The sequence below is a fragment of the Ferrovibrio sp. genome (assembly GCF_041906005.1).
GTDB lineage: Bacteria > Pseudomonadota > Alphaproteobacteria > Ferrovibrionales > Ferrovibrionaceae > Ferrovibrio.
Genome location: NZ_JAYRJY010000001.1, coordinates 2,043,255 through 2,062,075, shown reverse-complemented (window position 1 = coordinate 2,062,075; position 18,821 = coordinate 2,043,255). Strand labels below are relative to the sequence as shown.

Annotated in this window: 20 protein-coding genes; 7 read left to right on the top strand and 13 right to left on the bottom strand. The window is 62.9% G+C overall.

The genetic code is table 11. From position 1 onward, the window contains the following. Positions 1 to 16: 16 nt before the first annotated feature. The gene (locus ACE3OO_RS10050; protein ID WP_374302380.1) at positions 17 to 664 is read left to right on the top strand and encodes a glutathione S-transferase family protein; all 648 of its coding nucleotides are present in this window, start codon (positions 17 to 19) and stop codon (positions 662 to 664) included. Positions 665 to 835: 171 nt separating this feature from the next. Next, a complete protein-coding gene (locus ACE3OO_RS10045; protein WP_374302377.1) occupies positions 836 to 2,095 on the top strand; it encodes a class I SAM-dependent methyltransferase in 1,260 nt (419 codons plus the stop codon). A 56-nt stretch (positions 2,096 to 2,151) separates the two neighbouring features. Here the strand turns inward: ACE3OO_RS10045 and ACE3OO_RS10040 are convergent, their stop codons facing one another. Continuing rightward, positions 2,152 to 3,471, bottom strand: a complete 1,320-nt coding sequence (locus tag ACE3OO_RS10040) for an MFS transporter (protein WP_374302376.1) — start codon at positions 3,469 to 3,471, stop codon at positions 2,152 to 2,154. 431 nt (positions 3,472 to 3,902) lie between these two features. Here ACE3OO_RS10040 and ACE3OO_RS10035 point away from each other — a divergent pair, with 431 nt between their 5' ends. From ACE3OO_RS10035 to ACE3OO_RS10020, 4 genes are read left to right on the top strand one after another with little or no spacing between them, the layout of a single operon-like run. Next, positions 3,903 to 4,889, top strand: coding sequence for a TRAP transporter substrate-binding protein (locus tag ACE3OO_RS10035; RefSeq protein ID WP_374302374.1), 987 nt, complete (start codon positions 3,903 to 3,905; stop codon positions 4,887 to 4,889). A 57-nt stretch (positions 4,890 to 4,946) separates the two neighbouring features. Next, positions 4,947 to 5,456 (top strand): TRAP transporter small permease, encoded by a 510-nt coding sequence (locus ACE3OO_RS10030; protein ID WP_374302372.1) that lies wholly within the window; start codon positions 4,947 to 4,949, stop codon positions 5,454 to 5,456. Between the two features lie 9 nt (positions 5,457 to 5,465). Continuing rightward, on the top strand, positions 5,466 to 6,779 hold the full coding sequence (locus tag ACE3OO_RS10025; protein ID WP_374302370.1) for a TRAP transporter large permease: 1,314 nt from the start codon (positions 5,466 to 5,468) through the stop codon (positions 6,777 to 6,779). A gap of 11 nt (positions 6,780 to 6,790) precedes the next feature. Beyond that, positions 6,791 to 7,144 carry a RidA family protein gene (locus ACE3OO_RS10020; RefSeq protein WP_374302368.1) on the top strand — a complete coding sequence of 118 codons (354 nt, stop codon included), beginning with the start codon at positions 6,791 to 6,793 and terminating at the stop codon, positions 7,142 to 7,144. A 19-nt stretch (positions 7,145 to 7,163) separates the two neighbouring features. On the opposite strand, the gene ACE3OO_RS10015 is transcribed toward ACE3OO_RS10020, so the two are convergent. Then, positions 7,164 to 7,715, bottom strand: a complete 552-nt coding sequence (locus ACE3OO_RS10015) for a cupin domain-containing protein (protein ID WP_374302366.1) — start codon at positions 7,713 to 7,715, stop codon at positions 7,164 to 7,166. A gap of 178 nt (positions 7,716 to 7,893) precedes the next feature. Between ACE3OO_RS10015 and ACE3OO_RS10010 the strand changes: the two genes are divergently transcribed. Then, on the top strand, positions 7,894 to 9,222 hold the full coding sequence (locus ACE3OO_RS10010; RefSeq protein WP_374302364.1) for an aspartate aminotransferase family protein: 1,329 nt from the start codon (positions 7,894 to 7,896) through the stop codon (positions 9,220 to 9,222). Between the two features lie 84 nt (positions 9,223 to 9,306). Here the strand turns inward: ACE3OO_RS10010 and ACE3OO_RS10005 are convergent, their stop codons facing one another. The 11 genes from ACE3OO_RS10005 to narH form a co-directional block, all read right to left on the bottom strand. Beyond that, a complete protein-coding gene (locus tag ACE3OO_RS10005; RefSeq protein WP_374302362.1) occupies positions 9,307 to 9,897 on the bottom strand; it encodes an SRPBCC family protein in 591 nt (196 codons plus the stop codon). Continuing rightward, the gene (locus tag ACE3OO_RS10000; protein ID WP_374302360.1) at positions 9,894 to 10,229 is read right to left on the bottom strand and encodes an ArsR/SmtB family transcription factor; all 336 of its coding nucleotides are present in this window, start codon (positions 10,227 to 10,229) and stop codon (positions 9,894 to 9,896) included. The genes ACE3OO_RS10005 and ACE3OO_RS10000 overlap by 4 nt, the downstream gene beginning before the upstream one ends. 86 nt (positions 10,230 to 10,315) lie before the next feature. Beyond that, positions 10,316 to 12,040 carry a DNA polymerase/3'-5' exonuclease PolX gene (gene polX / locus ACE3OO_RS09995; protein ID WP_374302358.1) on the bottom strand — a complete coding sequence of 575 codons (1,725 nt, stop codon included), beginning with the start codon at positions 12,038 to 12,040 and terminating at the stop codon, positions 10,316 to 10,318. Between the two features lie 60 nt (positions 12,041 to 12,100). Beyond that, complete coding sequence (gene ytfE, locus ACE3OO_RS09990; RefSeq protein ID WP_374302356.1) at positions 12,101 to 12,772, bottom strand: iron-sulfur cluster repair protein YtfE; 672 nt, start codon at positions 12,770 to 12,772, stop codon at positions 12,101 to 12,103. A 20-nt stretch (positions 12,773 to 12,792) separates the two neighbouring features. Further along, positions 12,793 to 13,149 (bottom strand): carboxymuconolactone decarboxylase family protein, encoded by a 357-nt coding sequence (locus ACE3OO_RS09985; RefSeq protein ID WP_374302353.1) that lies wholly within the window; start codon positions 13,147 to 13,149, stop codon positions 12,793 to 12,795. A gap of 17 nt (positions 13,150 to 13,166) precedes the next feature. Continuing rightward, complete coding sequence (locus ACE3OO_RS09980) at positions 13,167 to 14,375, bottom strand: NnrS family protein (protein ID WP_374302351.1); 1,209 nt, start codon at positions 14,373 to 14,375, stop codon at positions 13,167 to 13,169. Next, entirely contained in the window at positions 14,372 to 15,100 is a 729-nt protein-coding gene (locus ACE3OO_RS09975; RefSeq protein WP_374302349.1) for a carbonic anhydrase, read from the bottom strand. The genes ACE3OO_RS09980 and ACE3OO_RS09975 overlap by 4 nt, the downstream gene beginning before the upstream one ends. 7 nt (positions 15,101 to 15,107) lie before the next feature. Continuing rightward, on the bottom strand, positions 15,108 to 15,866 hold the full coding sequence (locus tag ACE3OO_RS09970; RefSeq protein ID WP_374302347.1) for a peptidylprolyl isomerase: 759 nt from the start codon (positions 15,864 to 15,866) through the stop codon (positions 15,108 to 15,110). Between the two features lie 24 nt (positions 15,867 to 15,890). After that, complete coding sequence (gene narI / locus ACE3OO_RS09965) at positions 15,891 to 16,589, bottom strand: respiratory nitrate reductase subunit gamma (RefSeq protein ID WP_374302345.1); 699 nt, start codon at positions 16,587 to 16,589, stop codon at positions 15,891 to 15,893. 16 nt (positions 16,590 to 16,605) lie between these two features. Continuing rightward, complete coding sequence (gene narJ / locus ACE3OO_RS09960) at positions 16,606 to 17,289, bottom strand: nitrate reductase molybdenum cofactor assembly chaperone (protein WP_374302343.1); 684 nt, start codon at positions 17,287 to 17,289, stop codon at positions 16,606 to 16,608. Positions 17,290 to 17,294: 5 nt separating this feature from the next. Next, positions 17,295 to 18,806: a nitrate reductase subunit beta gene (gene narH / locus ACE3OO_RS09955; RefSeq protein ID WP_374302341.1), complete on the bottom strand. Its 1,512-nt coding sequence runs from the start codon at positions 18,804 to 18,806 to the stop codon at positions 17,295 to 17,297. Positions 18,807 to 18,821: the final 15 nt, after the last annotated feature.

The following is an 18,821-nucleotide window of genomic DNA, read 5'->3' as shown; positions in this document are numbered from 1 at the left end:
CCGGGGACGTTACGCAATGTACAAGCTGTTTTGGGCGCCGGCCACCGCGGCAATGGCGCCGCAGGCCGTGCTGGAGGAAATCGGCGTCGCCTACGAGATGGCGAAGCTGGATATCGCGACCAAGGAACACGAACAGGCCGAATACAAGAAGTTCAACCCGAATGGCCGCATCCCGACGCTGGTGGACGGTGATTTCGTCATCTTCGAAACCGCCGCCATTTGCCAGTATCTCGCCGACAAGCATCCCGAAGCCAATCTTGTTCCGGCACTGGGCAGTGAGGCCCGCGGCCGGCATTACCAATGGCTGACCTATATGACCAATACTCTCCAGGTCGGTTTCCTCGACTGGTTCCATCCCGACTGGACTTTCGCCGATGCCGGCCGACAGGCGGAGTTGAAGGCGGCGGCGGAGCCCAAACTGTATCGCAGCTTCCAGGTGTTGAACGATGGCATCGGCAATAACCGCTGGATGACCGGCGAGCAGTTCACGATCTGCGACATCTATCTCGCCATGCTCGCCCGCTGGAGCCGGTTTCTCGACAAGCCCATGTGGCTATGGCCGAATATCCGCCGCGTGGTGGGCGCCACGTATATCCGTCCGGCTTTCCAGCGCATGATGCAGAAGCAGGGCATCGCCTGGGCGGAAAACTGGCCTCGGGATTAAGCAGCCCGGCGGAACTGGCCCGAGAATAGAATACCCGCGTAACCAACTGCTGGGTATGTCTTTCACCAGACCGGGGAGCTGGCCTGAACAACCCCTCTTGTCCATCAACACACTGCGCGCCAATATGACTGCGGATGGGGCGTTATCTCTTTCTTGGTATGGAGATTCCGCATGTTGCTTCATGGCGTCCTCAAACGGCTGGTCAAAACCGGCGCGTTGACGGTGATCGACCATCATGGCCGACCCCGCGATTATGGTATTGCCGCCAATACTGACGGGCCGAATGATCGCCGCGTGGTGATCCGTCTGCACAAGCCTTCGACGGCTTGGCGCCTTGCGCTGAATCCGAAACTGGCGCTGGGCGAGGCCTACATGGATGGCGAGCTCACCATGGAGCAGGGATCGATCTTCGATTTCCTGACCACGGTGGTGCAGGATATGGGCCCCCATGGTGCGCTGCCTTTCCAGGGCGTGCAGCGACTGTTCGAACGTGGCCTGCGCCTGTGGTACCAGTTCAATCCCGAAGCCGCCGCCAGCCGCCGCGTGCGGCATCATTACGACTTGGACGGCCGGCTTTACGACCTGTTCCTCGATACCGACAAACAGTATTCCTGCGCCTATTTCCCGACGCCCGAGGCCACGCTGGAACAGGCGCAGCTGGCCAAGAAGCGCCACATCGCCGCCAAGCTGAAACTGGAACCCGGCATGAAGGTGCTGGAAATCGGCTGTGGCTGGGGCGGGCTGGCGCTGTATCTGGCGGAAACCTGCGGCGTCGAGGTCACCGGCATCACACTGAGTCACGAGCAGCATGCCATTGCCACCCGGCGCGCCCAGGAACGGGGTTTGAGCGACCGCGTGAAATTCCACATCCAGGATTACCGCACGCTGGCCGGTCAGTTCGACCGCATCGTCAGCGTGGGCATGTTCGAACATGTGGGTGTGCCGCATTACCGAGAGTATTTCACCGGCATTCATCGCCTGCTGAAAGACGATGGCGTGGCGCTGCTGCATTCCATCGGTCGTTCGGAAGGCCCCGGCACCACACCGGCCTTCATCCGCAAATACATCTTCCCCGGCGGCTATATTCCGGCTTTGTCGGAAGTCATTCCCGTGGTGGAGCAGAGTCAGCTCTGGGTGACGGATATCGAAATCCTGCGCCTGCATTACGCTGAAACGCTGAAGCACTGGCGCGAACGCTTCCTCGCCCAGTGGGACAAGGCAAAATCGTTATACGATGAACGGTTCTGCCGGATGTGGGAATTCTATCTGGCTGCCTCGGAAGTCACCTTCCGCCATTGGGGCCATATGGTGTTCCAGGCCCAGTTGGCCAAAAAGGTGGATGCCCTGCCGATCACGCGGGATTACATGAATGAAGGCGAGCGCGCCCTCGCCGCCCGCGAGAAACCGCAGCGGTTTGCGAAGACGGCGTAACAGCGATCCATCATCTTCTACCTGAAAGAGCCAAGCCTCTTTGAAAGAGCCGGGCGTCAGTCACGCACCGGCTCTTTCACGTTCCACAACAGCACGAAACCCACGGCCAGGAAAACCAGCACGATACTGGCGGCGATGCGCTGGGTGTCGAACAAAGCGGTGGCAATCCCGATCAGCAGCGGCGCCAGAAAGGTGGTAGCCCGGCCCGACAACGAGAAAAGGCCATAGAATTCGCCCACCATCTGCGGCGGACTGAGCCGCGCGACCAGCGTGCGGCTGGCCGCCTGCATCGGCCCCATGCCAAGCCCCAGCAACAGGGCGCACAGAAAGAAAGCCTGTTCGCCGGTGGAACTGAAAAGACCAGCGCCGGCTGCACGCGGCGCGACATCGACGACGAAGAACACCGTATCGGCAGTGATCGACAGGATGCCCAACGTGCCGAGCGCCACCGAGGCGATCGACCACTGTACCGCGCGTTTGGAACCGATACGGTCATCGAGCCAGCCACCGGCGATCACGGCCGGAATCGCGATCACGTTCAGAGCGATGCCGAAAATGCCGAGCTCGGTGGTGCCCCAGCCGAAAATGCCGGCCGCGTAAATGCCGCCGAACCCGATCACCGCCACCAGGCCATCGTAATAGATCATGTAGGCGACCAGGAACCGCAGCAGGTTGCCGTAATCGCGCATATGCCGCACGGTGGCGAAGACCTGGGCGATGCCTGCTTTGGCCACCGCCAGAAAAGGCAGCCTGGCGCCGGGACGATCGGGCGTGAACAGAAACATCGGCAGCACGAACAATGCCACCCAGAGCGCGGCCACCGGGCCGATGATGCGTTCAGCTTCGAAGCTGTCGCGTTTCAAGCCCAGCAATGCCTCGCCCTCGGGGGGCTTGATGCCGATCAGTTCGGGTTGCGAGACGATCAGCACGGCAAACAGCGCTATCAGGCCGCCGGCATAACCAAGCCCCCAGCCGATGCCGCTCAGGCGACCGACATGGCGCGGTGTTTCCAGCGCCGGCAGCAGCGCGTTGTTGAACATGATCGAATATTCCGCCGCGATATTGGCGAGCACCAGGCCCAGGATCACCAGCGGCAACAACTGCAACTGCCCCGGCTGCGCGAGCCAGAGCAGGGCGCAGCCGAAGGCCAGCAGGATCTGGAAGGCAAACAGCCAGGGTTTGCGACGGCCGCCGGCATCGGCGATGGCGCCAAGGAAGGGCGCACCCAAAGCCACCACGGCCGCAGAGAAGGCCATGGTGAAGCCCCAGAGCGACTGGCCTTCGACCGGATCGCCGATCACCTTGGCTGTGAAATAAGGAGCAAAGATGAAGGTGGTGATGACGGTGAAATAAGGCTGGTTCGCCCAATCGAACATCGCCCATGACAATCGCGCCAGCCATGAGGCCGGGGCCTTCCCGTCTCCCTCAGACCGTCCTGCCGCCCCGATTGCTGCCTTCCCCGCCGACGGCATCACACGCTTCCCTGTTTTATCTGCTTGTTCAGCATCCTAGTCCGCTTCTCCGATGCCGCACCAATGTTAATTTAGCGCTATACGATTGCCGTGACAGCGCCATGACGCCAATCACGCGCAGTCCGTCAACCGGATTGGTCCGGATGGTTCGCCCACTGGATGTGGCATGCCCACCAGCGCGGCCGAATCAATAGTGCGGATCGATGCATCTTTTCGCGCCAGCCCAATTTTCGCGCGCCTTGGTCTTGCCAAGTCCGGTCATACGATGACAAACTATTTTCAGTGCGCATTTCCCTCAAGCCGAGGGGCGCATGATCCAACGGGGAGATTTTCGAATGTCTTACAAGACGTGGCTTTCCGCTGCCGTGCTCGGCGGCGCGCTTGTGGCTGGTGCGCAGGGCGCGGCGCTGGCCCAGACCAAGTGGGACCTGCCGGGTGCCTATCCGGCCGGCAACTTCCACACCAAGAACATGGTGCAGTTTGCCGAGGACGTGAAGAAGATGTCTGGCGGCAAGCTGGAGATCACCGTGCATCCGGGCGCTTCGCTGTTCAAGGCACCGGAAATCAAGCGCGCGGTGCAGACCGGCCAGGTTCAGATCGGCGAAGTGCTGATGGTGAACATCGAGAATGAAATCCCGGTCTTCGGCGCCGATGGCGTGCCCTTCCTGGCAACCAGCATCGAAGCGGCCGAAAAGCTGTGGAAGGCGCAGAAGCCGGTGATCGACAAGAAACTGGCCGATCAGGGCATGACCGCCCTGTATTCCGTGCCGTGGCCGCCGCAGGGCATCTATTCGAAGAAAGACATCAACACGGTCCAGGACCTGAAGGGCGTGAAATGGCGCGCCTACAGCCCGGCCACCGCGCGCATCGCTGAACTGGTGCAGGCACAGCCGGTCACCATCCAGGTGGCTGAACTGGCTCAGGCGCTGGCGACCGGCGTGGTCGACACGATGATGACCTCGGGCGCCACCGGCCGCGATTCGAAGGTCTGGGAAAGCCTGACCCACTATTACGACACCCAGGCCTGGCTGCCGAAGAACCTGGTCTTCGTGAACAACGACGCCTTCAAGAAGCTGGATGCCGCCACCCAGAAGGCGGTGCTGGATGCCGCCGCCGCCGCCGAGAAGCGCGGCTGGCAGGTTTCCAAGGAAGAGGCCGAGTCCGCCAAGGCCGATCTGGCCAAGAACGGCATGAAGGTGCTGCCGCCCTCGCCGGCCCTGAAGGAAGGTCTTGAGAAGGTGGGCGCCACCATGATCGAGGAATGGGTCAAGAAGACCGGCGCCGATGGCAAGACCATCGTCGACAACTACAAGAAGATGTAATCACCAACCGGGCGGGGATAAAACCCCGCCCGGCTCTTTTCCGGATACCGATTTTCCATGCGCTCTCCGCTCGCACCGCTCTATCAGGCCAGCCTCTGGCTGGCCGGCCTGTTCATGATCGCCCTGCTGGCGACCATCATCCTCAGCATCCTCGGCCGCCAATTCGATTTCTATATTCGCGGCATCGACTCCTATGCCGGCTATTTCATGGCGGCAGCCTCGTTCCTGGCGCTGGCCGGCACGCTGGCCAAGGGCGATCATATCCGCGTGACGCTGGTGATCAGCCGCTTCACCGGCAAATCCCGCCGCGGGCTGGAACTGTTCTGCCTGATCCTTGCCATCGCCATCTCGGGTGCCTTTGCTTTTTATACCGTGAAGATGGCCTGGTGGTCGTACAAGTTTAACGACATCAGCACTGCCAACGATGCGACGCCGCTGTGGATTCCGCAGATCGGCATGGCGCTCGGCACGGTGATTTTCTGCATCGCCTTCATCGAGGAATTCGTGCTCGTGCTGCGCGGCAAAAAGCTCGACGGCCAGTCGGCCGAAATCGCACATACCGAATAAGGCCCGCCCATGGACCAGATCGTTATCGCCGGCTTTCTGATCGCCGCTCTCTTCGTCTTGTTCGCCGCCGGCCTGTGGATCGGGCTGGGGCTGCTGGCCTGCGGCTGGCTTGCCATGGCCCTGTTCACCTCGCGCCCGGTGGGCGATGCCATGGTCACCACCATCTGGGGCGCCAGTTCAAGCTGGACACTGACCGCCCTGCCGATGTTCATCTGGATGGGCGAGATCCTGTTCCGCACCAGGCTGTCGGAAGACATGTTCCGCGGCCTGGCGCCGTGGATGACGCGCATCCCCGGCCGCCTGCTGCATACCAACGTGATTGGCTGCACCATCTTCGCTGCTGTCTCCGGCTCGTCCGCCGCCACCTGCGCTACCATCGGCAAGATGACGGTGCCCGAATTGCGCGCCCGCAACTATCCGGAAGATCTGGTGATCGGCACCCTGGCCGGTGCCGGCACACTGGGGCTGCTGATCCCGCCATCCCTGATCATGATCGTCTATGGCGTGGCCACCGACGTCTCGATCTCCAAGCTGTTCATCGGCGGCGTCATTCCCGGCATCCTGCTGGGCGGTCTGTTCATGGGCTATATCATCGTCTGGTCGCTGCTCAATCCGGGCAAGATTCCCGAGCCGACCGAGCGCTACACCTTCAAGCAGAAGATTTATGCCTCGCGGCATCTGCTGCCCACTGTCGGCCTGATCGTGGCCGTGCTGGGCTCGATCTATACCGGCATCGCCACCGCGACTGAAGCCGCCGGCCTGGGCGTGGTCGGCGCGCTGATCGTGGCCGGGCTGCAGGGCAGCCTGAACTGGAAGACCTTTGCCGAGAGCCTGCTGGGCGCGACGCGCCTGAGCTGCATGATCGCCTTGATCCTAGCCGGCGCCGCCTTCCTGACGCTGGCCATGGGCTTCACCGGCCTGCCCCGCCATCTGGCCGACTGGATCGACAAGATGGACTTCAGCCCTGGTGCGCTGATCGTCGTGCTGATGATCTTCTACATCATCCTGGGCTGCTTCCTGGACGGCATCTCGATGGTTGTGCTGACCATGGCCATCGTGCTGCCGATGATCGAGCGACTGGGGATCGACCTGGTGTGGTTCGGCATCTTCATCGTTCTGGTCGTCGAGATGGCGCAGATCACGCCGCCGGTGGGCTTCAACCTGTTCGTATTGCAGGGCATGACCGGCCACCAGATCACCTACATCGCCAAAACCGCGCTGCCGCTGTTCCTGCTGATGTGCGTGGCTGTGGCGTTGATCTATTTCGTGCCCGGCCTGGTCACCTGGTTGCCGAACCAGATGATCGGCAACGCCATCAAGTGAGGTAAACGAAAATGCTGCCGATCACCCGTTATCCCGGCATGGCGCCGGGCCGCAGCCGCGCGGTTGCCTATGGCAATCTGGTCTTCACCGTGGCCGTGGCCGACACGGCCGAACAGGACATGCGCAAACAGGCACAGGAAACCCTGGCCAAGATCGACCGGCATCTGGCCGAGGCCGGCACCGACAAATCGCGCCTGCTGTCGGTGACGGTCTATATTGCCGACATGGCGCATAAGGCGGCGATGAATGACGTTTGGCTCGGCTGGGTCGACCGCGCCAACGAACCGCAGCGCGCCTGCATCGGCGCGACGCTGGAATATCCGCATATGATCGAAATCGTCGCGGTGGCCGCGACAAAGGACTGATCAGGGCCCTGTCGCCGGCTCAGAAACTGGGCGGCGTGCAGGCGCTGATCAGTTCACAGGGTTCCCTGCTCAAGTTGCGGAACCGGTGCGGCTGGGCGCTCTCGAAATAATAGGCATCGCCCGGCCCCAGTATCCGCGCCTGACCCGCCACCGTCACCTCGATGCGGCCGCGGATCACCACGCCGCCCTCCTCGCCTTCATGACGCAACATGACACGGCCGGTATCGGCGCCGGGGGCGTAGCGCTCGACCAGGATCTGCAAGGCACGCCCGCTCAAGTCCGCGCCGATCTGGCGGTAACTGATTTTGCCCTTGCCCACCTCGGCCAGTTCTTCGGCGGCATAGAAGGCTTTGCGCGGTGCCGGCTGTTCCTCCATGGCGAAGAATTCCGCCAGGCTCATCGGCAGGCCATCCAGCACACGCTTGAGCGCGCCGACCGAGGGATTCACCTGATTCGACTCGATCAGTGAAATGGTGGCATTCGTCACGCCGGCGCGCCGCGCCAGCTCGCGCTGCGACAATTTTCGGGCAATCCGCACGCCTTTCAGCCGGCTGCCGATATCGATCTCCATGCCGTACCCTCAAATGTCTGTTTCTCTGTTTATTATATTGAACAGTTGCGACTACGATTTCAATATTTTCAAAGCCTTACGGTTGACAAGAAAAGCGTTGTTTCGACATCTCAAACTCCCTGATTATCGGCTGAGTTTCACCCCTACCTCCTTCTTTCTGCGCTGACCGGAGACACCCATGTCCGCCAACCCCGCCGCCGTCCCGAACGATCTCGAATCCTTCTGGATGCCGTTCACCGCCAACCGCCAGTTCAAGGCCAAGCCGCGCCTGCTGGTCGGCGCCAAGGACATGCACTACACCACCCATGACGGCCGCCAGGTGATCGATGGCTCTGCGGGCCTGTGGTGCGTGAATGCCGGCCATTGCCGCCAGCCGATCGTGGATGCGATCAAGAAGCAGGCCGAGGAGATGGATTTCGCGCCCACCTTCCAGATGGGTCATCCGAAAGCCTTCGAATTCGCCGCCCGCCTTGCCCATCTCGCGCCGGGCGACCTGAACCATGTCTTCTTCGCCAATTCGGGCTCGGAGGCCGTGGATACCGCCCTGAAGATCGCTATCGCCTATCACCGCGCCCGCGGCGAAGGCGCCCGCACGCGCCTGATCGGCCGCGAGCGTGGTTACCACGGCGTTGGCTTTGGCGGCATCAGCGTCGGCGGCATTGTCTCGAACCGCAAGGTGTTCGGCCCGATGCTGGCCGGCGTGGATCACCTGCCGCATACCCACAGCCTGAAGGACATGGCCTTTTCCAAGGGTCAGCCCGAATGGGGCGCGCACCTGGCCGACGACCTGGAACGCATCATCGCCCTGCATGATGCCAGTACCATAGCCGCCGTGATCGTCGAGCCGGTGGCCGGTTCGACCGGCGTGCTGGTGCCGCCGAAGGGCTATCTGCAGAAACTGCGGCAGATCTGCGACAAGCACGGCATCCTGCTGATCTTCGACGAGGTGATCTGCGGCTTCGGCCGCACGGGTGCCGCCTTTGGCGCCGATACCTTTGGCGTGATCCCCGACATGATGACCGTGGCCAAGGGCCTGACCAATGCGGCCGTGCCGGCGGCGGCGGTGTTTGCCCGCAAGCATGTGCACGACGCCTTCATGCAGGGCCCCGAGCACATGATCGAGCTGTTCCACGGCTATACCTATTCCGCCCATGCGCTGGCCTGCGCCGCCGGCATTGCCACGCTGGACCTCTATCGCGACGAAGGCATTTTCGAAAATGCCAAGGCGCTTACGCCCTATTGGGAGGAAGCCGCACATAGCCTGAAAGGCGTGAAGAACGTCATCGATATCCGCAATTGCGGTATCATGGCCGCCATTGAACTGGCACCACGCGAAGACGGACCGACGAAGCGCGGCTACGAAGTCTTCGTGAAGGCCTATGAAAACGGCCTGATGGCGCGTCTGACCGGCGACACCATCGCCCTGTCGCCGCCGCTGATCCTGAAGAAGCAGCATATCGACGACATCTTCGGCATCCTGAAAGACGCCATCCAGAGCGTGAACTGACCCGCAGCCCGGTTACGCTTCCATGGAAAAGCCCGGCCCAGAATTCTGGGCCGGGCTTCCTTGCATCTGCGACCTGCTTGCGCGTCAGGCCGGCAGTTGCCGGTCGTAATCCTTGTTCAGGCGGTCGAGCATGGTCCAGAAACTGTGCACCGGCCTGCCGTGCAACTGGTCGATCAGGGCCGCGACATGGACATGCCAGCCGGCAGACACGCTCAGCATGTCGCTGCGGCTGCCCAGCCGGCGGTGCGTCAGCTCCAGCAATACGTCCTTGCCACGCGGCGTCAGTTCGAAAATGACCTCGGAACTGGTGCCGCAGCCGGCTTCCCCGCCATTCACGCTCTCGCCCCAGGTCATCGCCAGCAGGCGCGGCGGATCGAGCTGGGTGATGCGGCCGCCATGGGCGATAGGACCGGTGTATTTCTGGAACCGCTCGGGCACCGGCTCGCCCTTGGGCGCGAGATCGCCATTGCGGAAATTCAGAACGACCTGACCGCCGACACGCAGGTCCATCTCGCCTGCCGCCAGCCAGGTGGCGCGTTTTTCCGGATCGGTGATGTAGTCCCAGACCCGCTCGATGGGGCCCGGCAGCAGGCGCTGGAACCGCACGGCACCCGATTCCAGCACGGTTCCGTAGGCGTCGTTGTCGATCACATGCTTCATGGAGAGATTGTTCATCGCTTGCTTCCTTTCGCTTTCCCCTTGGCCGGGGCCGGCTTGCGCAACTCTTCTTCCAGGGCATCCAGCCGCGGCGCCCAGAAACGGCGCACGCGGTCGAGCCAGGCATCGATCTCGGCCAGGCCCGCGGGATTGAGTTCATAAATGCGCCGCTGGCCATCGATGCGCACACGCACCAGGCCCGCCTCGCGCAGGACTTTCAGATGCTGCGACACGGCAGGCGCCGAGATCGCGAAACCTTCCGCGATCTCGCCCGCAGCGCGCTCGCCGCGACCGAGCAGTTCGACGATCTGACGGCGGGTGGGGTCGGCCAGGGCAGTGAAATGTTCCATGACGCTTATATTTAATTTATAACTTAATTAAGTCAATACTTATTTTTAATGCCGCCTGTGGACAGAAAAAATAGGCGGTTTCCGCCCTACATGGTCTGCCGCAACAAGGGCCGCAACGCTTTTAGCGGGCGTGTATTCAGGATGTCGCCCTTTTCCAGCCAACCCCGACGGGCCTGACCAATGCCATGACGCAGGTTAGCAAAGTCTGCTGCCCGATGGGCATCGGAGCTGACCGCGACCAGCACCCCTTCATCCTTCGCCTGCCGGCAATAGATATCAAGCAGATCCAGTCGCTCAGGATGGGCATTGAGTTCAAGATGGCATCCCCGCACCTTTGCGTGCCGGATCAGCCGCGCCATATCGACATCGTAAGGCTCACGATCCGGAATCAGGCGGCCGGTGGGATGGGCCAGAATGGTGAAATGCGGATGGTCCATCGCCTTCATGATCCGCGCCGTCTGCTTGTCGCGGCTCAGGCCAAAGCTGCTATGCACGGCACCGATCACCAGATCAAGCCGGCCTAGCACATCATCGGGCAGATCCAATCCGCCGTCATCCAGGATATCAACCTCGATACCCTTGAGGATCGTGATGCCGGATGTTGTCTCGTTGAACCGGTCGATTTCTTCAATCTGCTTCAGCAGACGCCGCGTATCGAGCCCGTGGGCGATCGTCACCTTGCGGGAATGTTCGGTGATGGCAATGTAATCGAGCCCGGATGCCCGCGCCGCCGCCGCCATGCCCGCGATGGTTTCCTGCCCGTCGCTCGCTTTGGTGTGGCAATGCAGATCGCCCCGCAAATCCTGAAGTTCGACCAACCGGGGCAGCCGACCGGCCCGGGCCGCGTCGATCTCGCCACGATCCTCGCGCAGCTCCGGCGGAATCCACGGCAACCCGACAGCCTTGTATACCGATTCCTCCGTTTCGCCGGCCACCATCTTTTCGCCGCGAAAGACGCCATACTCGCTGATCTTCAGGCCACACTCCTGCGCCAGGCGGCGAATGAGGATATTGTGGGCCTTGCTGCCGGTGAAATAGACCAGCGCCGCGCCGTAACTGGCCGGCGGCACCACGCGCAGATCCACCTGCAATCCGCTGCGCAGAATCACCGTTGCCCGTGTGGTGCCGCTGGCGACGATCTGCGCCACTTCGTCATAGGTCGTGAATTTCTCGATCGCCTTCGCGCCGGCCTTCGCGGTGGCCAGGATGTCAAGATCACCCACGGTTTCGCGTGCCCGGCGATAACTGCCGGCGATCTCGACCCGCATCACCCCGGGAATTGCACGCAGATAGTCAGCCAGCGAACCCGCATATTCGGCCGCCGTGGCCAGTTTGAAGCGCCTGCCCGTTTCGCTGTGTTTCGCCAGCGCCTGCAGCAAGCGCTGTTCGGTCTTGACGCCGAAGCCCGGCAGGTTGCGGATACGGCCGTCGCGGGCGGCGCGTGCAAGCTGGGCGGTTGTATGGATATCGAGTTCGTCATACAGCGCCTTGACCCGCTTGGGGCCCAGTCCCGGCAGCACCAGAAGGTCGGCCAGGCCGGGTGGAACCTCGCGGCGCAGTTTCTGCAGCGTCTGGCAGCGGCCCGTGGCGACGATCTCGCGCATCTTGCCTTCCAGGTCGGCACCAATGCCGGGAATATGCGGCAGGTCGCGTCCTTGCCGGATCAGGCCGGCGATATCCAGACTGCTGCCATCCAGCATGCGGGCAGCGTTGCGGTAGGCGCGGACACGGAAGGGATTCGCCGCCTCGATTTCCAGCAGGTCGGCGATCTCACGGAAGATCGCGGCAATATCGTTATTGTGAACGGTCATGGCCCGGCCCGGTTTGCCCTGTCAGTCTACAGCGCAAACCGCAGTGGTCCGACCGGATTCTTACCGCTCCGCCGTCTCGAAGAACCGCGGAAACAGCAGGTTGTTTTCCAGGTGAATGTGTTCCATCACGTCATCCACCAGCTTGCGCGTTCCGGCATAGAGTGCCCGCCAGGTTGAACAGACGTCTTCCGGCAGCACGCCGCCATTGGTCAGCGCCTCGATCAGGCGCAGCCGCTCACCATGCTCCTCATGCTCGCCCTGCATTACGGCGATGGGGTGGACGATCATGGGATGACCATCCTGTTTCATCATCGGGAAGAGCATTATCTCCTCCTTCTGCATGTGGGTATCCAGTTCCTGCAATGTCTCTGCCAGCAGGTCGGCCAGCCCAGCCGGCACATCCGGGTGGCCGCGATGGACTGATTCGACCCGCCGCGCCAGCCGGACCAGTTCGGGCAGTTCCGCGCGATGCACGGCGTGATAGCGGGTGAGAATATGGTCGATCAGATCTGCGGTATTGGCTGGCGCGGGTGCCGACGCGGCGACATCCAGTGCCTGCAATTCACCTTCCAGGTCTTCGACGGCCAGGCCACGCTTGGCGGCAGCCTCTTTCAGGCTGATGCCGCCACCGCAGCAGAAATCTAGCTTATGGGCGCGAAATACGCCGGTGGCGCCCGGCAGACGGACGGCAATATCGGCCAGCGTGCGGTCGCCGTAGGTCAAGAACTTCATGATACCAACCTTTCCTGCTTCTACTTTGCCTTTGCCTTCTTACCGGTGCTTCCCGACGCCTCATCCATCCACGCCATGGCCCGCACGGCGGCCGGCAGACCCAGCGTGGTCACTGCCAAGGCGGCCAGGTGATACATCTCGGCCTGGCTTACGCCATCGGCCTTGGCGCGACGCGCATGGGATTTGGCCGCACCCTGTGCCTGGGCGCCGATCGCCAGGGCCAGCTTCACCAGCCGGCGGGTGCGGGCATCGAGCGGGCCGGACTTGGCGGCCGCCTCGCCCAGTGTTTCATAGGCCTGCCAGACGGCCTTGTGCCGCGCGGCGAAATTGCGCGCGGCAGGCGGAAGACTTGCAGACGGAGCGGGACGTTTCACCATGATGCTGTTCCTTTTCTTCACCCGGGCCGGCCATCGACGCGCGGCAATACCAGGATGCGCGCATAGCCGAACAGGAAGGCCGCAAAGCCGGCCGACCAAAGCAGGCCACTGGCCACCAGCAGGCCATGGCCGAAAGCCAGGCCCGGCATGGCCGCCGCGATAACGCGCAGCAACGCGCCAATGGCAACAAGGATATAGGCGGCGGTGGCCTCCGGCGGTGAGGCCAGCCGCCGGCCGGTATGGCCGAGCGAAGCGCGGGTCATCACCGCCAGGATCATCAGGCCGACCGCACCGCTGCCCAGGGCATGAATCCCGGTCGGACCCGGCACCAGCCCCGCGGCACCCGCCGCTTCCAGCATCAGGCCCAGCGGCAGGAACAGATAACCCAGATGCAGCGACCAGATGATCGGCAACTGAAGCACTTCGCGCCGCCACCAGTGCAGCAATCGCCAGCCATGCAGGCCGGCAGCCAAAAGATAGGCGCCGATCTGAAGGGGAGCGGGCAGCGCCGCCAGCTTGGCAATCAAAGCCAGCACCAGGGCGACATTGGCCGCCAGCCCCAGCTTCGGCGCCGGCACGATGGAAACGCTGTGACCGGACTGCAGCAGACCGCCGATGGTAAAGGCGGGTATGATGCGTCCTCCGATAATGCCAATCGCCAGTAGGAAAAGCCCCAGCGCGGCCTGCAGGCTGAGCATGGCGGTATCCTGCCAGTCATAATGCAGGGACAGATGCCATAACAGGTTCAGTCCGGTGAGCGTGGACAGGATCACCACAAACACGCCATTGCGTTTGGCATTCCGCTTCAGGATTCCCGGTGCAATGAAGACGATCAGCAGCAGCCAGAAGCCGATATCGGCCGCGGCAAAGAGCGCGGCCCACGGCAATAGCGACAGGATCTGCGCCGCCAGCCAGAAACCGGCGAGCAAAGCCAGCCGCAAACCACGCACCGGCCCCGCTTCCGTCCAGTTCGGCACCGCCGTCAACAGGAAACCCGCCAAGGCGGCCGCAGCAAAACCGAACAGCATGGCATGGCCATGCCACAGTATGGGATTGTCACCCAACGGCAGATCCCAGCCCAGGGCCCAGCCTGCCGTCCACAGCAGGATGAACAGGCAGGCCTGCATGCCGGCAAAGAGGAAAAAGGGCCGGAATCCGCTTTGCAGCAGGGCCGGCCAGCGCGATGCCGGTTTGCCGCGAACCGTGGCAGTCCCCGCCTGCGTCATCGTTCCACCAATCCCATCAGGCCTTCGCAGCAGCCACAGGCCGGTGCCGGCAATTCACCGGCCGCCACCGCGCGAAAACGGCCACTGGCGCCATCAAGCGCCTGAATCTGGCCGTGCTGCAGATCGAAATGCCAACCATGCAAGGCCAGCTTGCCGCCTTGCACACGCTCCGCGATCCAGGGGAAGCTTTGCAGGTTGCGCAGCGACAGGCCGATAGCGGCCTTTTCCAGCCAGCGCAGGCGTTCCGCCTCACCGGCCTCGCTGGCGAGATTCTCCATCTCCGCCACCATTTCGCCAGCCATGGCGACCCAGTCGGGCAGAAATTCGAAATCGGCGCTGCCACCCCGACGTTCAGCCAGGAAGCGGATTCCACCGCAATGGGAATGGCCCAAGACGATGATGTGGTCGACTTCCAGTGCGCGCACGCCGAATTCCACGGCGGCACTGGTGCCCTTGGGCACGCCGCGCGGCTTTTCATAGGCTGGCACGAGCGCCGCAACATTGCGGATCACGAACAGGTCGCCCGGCTGGGCCTCGGTCAGCAGAGCGGGATCGGACCGAGAATCCGAACAGGCGATTACCAGGACGCGCGGCGACTGGCCCTCACTGACCAGCCGTTCATACGGCCGGTCGTCACCCTCGAAGAAGTTATCGTGGAAATGTTCGAATCCGCGCAGCAGACGGCGCAGGGCCAGCGTGCCGGAGCTGCGTTCCCGATCCGGCATGAGATTGTCACTGCAGCAACGGCGAATCGGCGCCGGCCAGCGCCACGCCGCTGATCTCGGCTTCCGCTGCTAGCACAGAGATATACTGGCGGATCGCGGTGCGGAACACCGACTCCGCCAGGTAGTCCGCGACGCGCTCGCGCACCTGCTCGTATGCCATCTCGCGACCGGCTTCGCGCTGCAGCAGCTGCAGCACATGGAAGCCATACCGGCTGGGCACCGGCACCGGCGCAAGCTGGCCGACCTCCAGACTGTCGAGGAAGGTCTCGAATTCAGGGATCGTGCTGCCGCTGGCGAACTGCCCCAGATGACCGCCCGCTTCTTTCGACGGGCAGGCCGAGTGCTGCTGCGCCAGCTGACCAAACAGTTCCGGGTCTCGCTGCAGGGCCGCGATCAGCGTCTCGGCCTGAAGGCGTGCCGTTTCACGCTCCGCCTCGTCGTCCGGCATGGCCGCCAGCAGGATATGGCGGGCTTCATAAAGCGAGGGGCTGTGAAACTGGCTGCGGTTGGCATCGAAATACCGCCGACAGCTTTCCTCGTCCGGCGCCGGCAGCGAGACTTCCGCCGCGATCAGGCGATCGATGGCATCCTCGTCCTCGCGATCGAACCCCAAGGCCTCGGCCCGCTGCAGCAGCAGCTCGCGCACCGCCAGCGCCTCGGCGGCGCGGCGGCCGGCTTCTTCGGCCGTGGCGGCGGGATGATACTGCATCTCGGCCAGAACGGCGGCCTCGTCGATAGCCGTGCCATTCACGCGGATCACTTCCATGATGCGCCTCCTTACAGGGTCGAATTACAGAGTGGGGCGGGCCGGCGAGCGGCGCCGCACCACCTGATAGCTGCGGAACACATAGCCGACCGGCACGCTCCAGATATGCACCAGGCGGCTGAACGGGAAGAGCACGAAGATGGTGATGCCCAGCACCAGATGCAGCTTGAACGGCCAGTCGACATTGGCGACCAGTTCGGCGGCGCCGCCGCGGAAGGTGACGATGCGCTGCGCCCATTCCGACAGGGCCAGCATGGTGCCGCCATCGCTGTGCTGCACCGAGAAGGGCAGCGTGACGAGGCCAAGTACAAGCTGCAGCCACAATACCAGCAGGATGGCGATATCCATCGGCGACGAGGTGACGCGGATGCGGGGATCGGTCAGGCGGCGATGCAGCAGCATGGTCAGTCCGATGAAGCAGATCGTGCCGGCCGTGCCGCCCGACACCACGGCCACCATCTGCTTGGCGCCGGCCGATATGAAATGCTCATACAGCCAATGCGGCGTGAGCAGGCCGACGAAATGTCCGGCGAACAGGAACAGGATTCCGATATGGAACAGATTTGATCCCCAACGGAGCTGGCGCGCCCGCAGCATCTGGCTGGAGCCGCTGCGCCAGGTGTACTGGCCGCGCTCGAACCGCACCAGGCTGCCGATCAGGAAGACGCTGAGGCCGATATAGGGATAGATCCCGAACAGGAAATGCTCGACATACTGCATCATGGTTTTGTCCTCCGTCTCAGCGCGGGGATGGATTGTTCATGGCCTGCACCCAGGCCGAGGCCTTGCCGCAGCCATTCCCGGCACGGGTCGGATCATTCTCCGGCCCGAAGGTGACGGCGGCTTCCTCCCAGGCTCTGTCGAGCGCCTCGAAACTGTCATCCTCTTCCTCGGGCGGCCGGACCGGAGCAACCACGGCGCCGGCATCGACCAGCGCCAGCAAAGCCGCCGGCACCGCGGCATAGGCCGACTGGCGTTTTTCCAGCCGGTCGCGCAGCAATGCGAAGATCGGCGCCGCATCGCGCAGGATGCCGCGCGCCTCCTTCGGATCGATCTGGCTGAGGAATTCCAGCAGCAGCGGCAGGTAATCGGGCAGTTCGCGCGGATGCGGCTCGAAACCGTGGCTGCGGTAAAGCTCGATCAGCGCCACCATGGCAGGACCGCGATCGCGCGAGTCGCCATGCACATGCTCATACAGATGCAGGGCGACGGAGCGGCCACGGTCGAACAGGTTGGTGAAGCGTTCCTGCAACGCCATCAGATCGGAAGCACTCAGTTCTGCGGCCAGGTTGCCGAGCGCGCCGGCAACCTTCGGGCTGGGCTTGAGATCGGCCTCGATGATGGCACGGATTTCCGGCAGGGCCGCCTGCAGGTCGGCGGTGGGATAATCGAGCAGGGCCGATAGGGCCTTGAGGATGCGCATGATGATCACTCCCCGGCCGCGGCCTGGCGGCCCGGCGCGAACAGGTTGGCCGGCTCCTTGCCGCCGGAGCAGCCCGAACCGAACGAAAAGCCGCAGCCGCCGCGCAGGTCGAAGGCATTCTCGGCATATTCGCGATGGGTGGACGGGATCACGTAGCGATCCTCGTAATTGGCGATCGCCATGATCTTGTACATGTCCTCGACCTGGGCGAGGCTGAGCCCCACCTGCTCGAGCACGGCCTTGTTTTCCTTGGCCTCGACATGGCGGCTGCGCATGAACACGCGCATCGCCATCATGCGCTCCAGCGCCTGCACAACCGGCTCCTCGGCGCCGGCGGTGAGCAGGTTGGCCAGATACTTCACCGGAATGCGCAGGCTGCGCACATCGGCGATCTCGTCAGCCATGGCGATCTTGCCGGCGTCGGCAGCGGCCTGGATCGGCGACAGCGGCGGCACATACCACACCATCGGCAGCGTCCGGTATTCCGGGTGCAGCGGGAAGGCGATCTTCCAGTCGATCGCCATCTTGTAGGTCGGCGAATTGCGCGCCGCTTCCAGCCAGTTCTCCGGCACGCCGTCACGACGGGCCTGTTCGATCACCGCCGGATCATGGGGATTGAGGAAGATGTCGAGCTGCGCCTGATACAGGTCCTGCTCGGTCGGCGCCGAAGCGGCTTCCTCGATGCGGTCGGCATCGTACAGCAGCACGCCAAGATAGCGGATGCGGCCGACGCAGGTTTCCGAGCAGACCGTCGGCTCGCCCGCCTCGATGCGCGGGAAGCAGAAGATGCATTTCTCGGCCTTGCCGGATTTCCAGTTGTAGTAAATCTTCTTGTAGGGGCAGGCGCTGACGCACATGCGCCAGCCGCGGCACTTGTCCTGGTCGATCAGGACGATGCCGTCTTCCTCGCGCTTGTAGATCGAGCCCGAGGGGCAGGCGGCGACGCAGGCCGGATTCAGGCAATGCTCGCACAGGCGCGGCAGGTAGAACATGAAGGTGTTCTCGAACTGCCCGTAGATTTCCTTCTGGATGCCCTCGAAATTCTTGTCCTTCGAGCGCTTGGCGAATTCGGTGCCGAGGATTTCCTCCCAGTTCGGGCCCCATTCGATCTTTTCCATCCGCTTGCCGGTGATCAGCGATACCGGGCGGGCCACCGGCATGGCTTCCGATTCCGGCGCCGTCTGCAGGTGGTCGTATTCGAATGTGAAGGGTTCGTAATAATCGTCGATCTCGGGCAGATGCGGATTGGCGAAGATTTTCGCCAGGATGCGCCACTTGCCGCCGATGCGCGGTTCGATCCTGCCGCTGCGGGTGCGCTTCCAGCCACCCTGCCACTTGTCCTGGTTTTCCCATTCCTTGGGGTAGCCGATGCCAGGCTTGGTCTCGACGTTGTTGAACCAGGCGTATTCGACGCCTTCGCGCGAGGTCCAGACATTCTTGCAGGTCACCGAACAGGTATGGCAACCGATGCACTTGTCCAGGTTCAGGACCATGGCGATTTGAGCACGGACTTTCATGGGGCTGTCTCCTTG

Excerpts from the sequence above, each read along its gene's own strand:
- ACE3OO_RS10050 (WP_374302380.1), top strand. The coding sequence starts at position 17 with ATGTACAAGCTGTTTTGGGCGCCGGCCACCGCGGCAATGGCGCCGCAG.
- ACE3OO_RS10045 (WP_374302377.1), top strand. The coding sequence starts at position 836 with ATGTTGCTTCATGGCGTCCTCAAACGGCTGGTCAAAACCGGCGCGTTG.
- ACE3OO_RS10040 (WP_374302376.1), bottom strand. The coding sequence starts at position 3,471 with ATGTTCGATTGGGCGAACCAGCCTTATTTCACCGTCATCACCACCTTC.
- ACE3OO_RS10035 (WP_374302374.1), top strand. The coding sequence starts at position 3,903 with ATGTCTTACAAGACGTGGCTTTCCGCTGCCGTGCTCGGCGGCGCGCTT.
- ACE3OO_RS10030 (WP_374302372.1), top strand. The coding sequence starts at position 4,947 with ATGCGCTCTCCGCTCGCACCGCTCTATCAGGCCAGCCTCTGGCTGGCC.
- ACE3OO_RS10025 (WP_374302370.1), top strand. The coding sequence starts at position 5,466 with ATGGACCAGATCGTTATCGCCGGCTTTCTGATCGCCGCTCTCTTCGTC.
- ACE3OO_RS10020 (WP_374302368.1), top strand. The coding sequence starts at position 6,791 with ATGCTGCCGATCACCCGTTATCCCGGCATGGCGCCGGGCCGCAGCCGC.
- ACE3OO_RS10015 (WP_374302366.1), bottom strand. The coding sequence starts at position 7,715 with ATGGAGATCGATATCGGCAGCCGGCTGAAAGGCGTGCGGATTGCCCGA.
- ACE3OO_RS10010 (WP_374302364.1), top strand. The coding sequence starts at position 7,894 with ATGTCCGCCAACCCCGCCGCCGTCCCGAACGATCTCGAATCCTTCTGG.
- ACE3OO_RS10005 (WP_374302362.1), bottom strand. The coding sequence starts at position 9,897 with ATGAACAATCTCTCCATGAAGCATGTGATCGACAACGACGCCTACGGA.
- ACE3OO_RS10000 (WP_374302360.1), bottom strand. The coding sequence starts at position 10,229 with ATGGAACATTTCACTGCCCTGGCCGACCCCACCCGCCGTCAGATCGTC.
- polX (WP_374302358.1), bottom strand. The coding sequence starts at position 12,040 with ATGACCGTTCACAATAACGATATTGCCGCGATCTTCCGTGAGATCGCC.
- ytfE (WP_374302356.1), bottom strand. The coding sequence starts at position 12,772 with ATGAAGTTCTTGACCTACGGCGACCGCACGCTGGCCGATATTGCCGTC.
- ACE3OO_RS09985 (WP_374302353.1), bottom strand. The coding sequence starts at position 13,149 with ATGGTGAAACGTCCCGCTCCGTCTGCAAGTCTTCCGCCTGCCGCGCGC.
- ACE3OO_RS09980 (WP_374302351.1), bottom strand. The coding sequence starts at position 14,375 with ATGACGCAGGCGGGGACTGCCACGGTTCGCGGCAAACCGGCATCGCGC.
- ACE3OO_RS09975 (WP_374302349.1), bottom strand. The coding sequence starts at position 15,100 with ATGCCGGATCGGGAACGCAGCTCCGGCACGCTGGCCCTGCGCCGTCTG.
- ACE3OO_RS09970 (WP_374302347.1), bottom strand. The coding sequence starts at position 15,866 with ATGGAAGTGATCCGCGTGAATGGCACGGCTATCGACGAGGCCGCCGTT.
- narI (WP_374302345.1), bottom strand. The coding sequence starts at position 16,589 with ATGATGCAGTATGTCGAGCATTTCCTGTTCGGGATCTATCCCTATATC.
- narJ (WP_374302343.1), bottom strand. The coding sequence starts at position 17,289 with ATGCGCATCCTCAAGGCCCTATCGGCCCTGCTCGATTATCCCACCGCC.
- narH (WP_374302341.1), bottom strand. The coding sequence starts at position 18,806 with ATGAAAGTCCGTGCTCAAATCGCCATGGTCCTGAACCTGGACAAGTGC.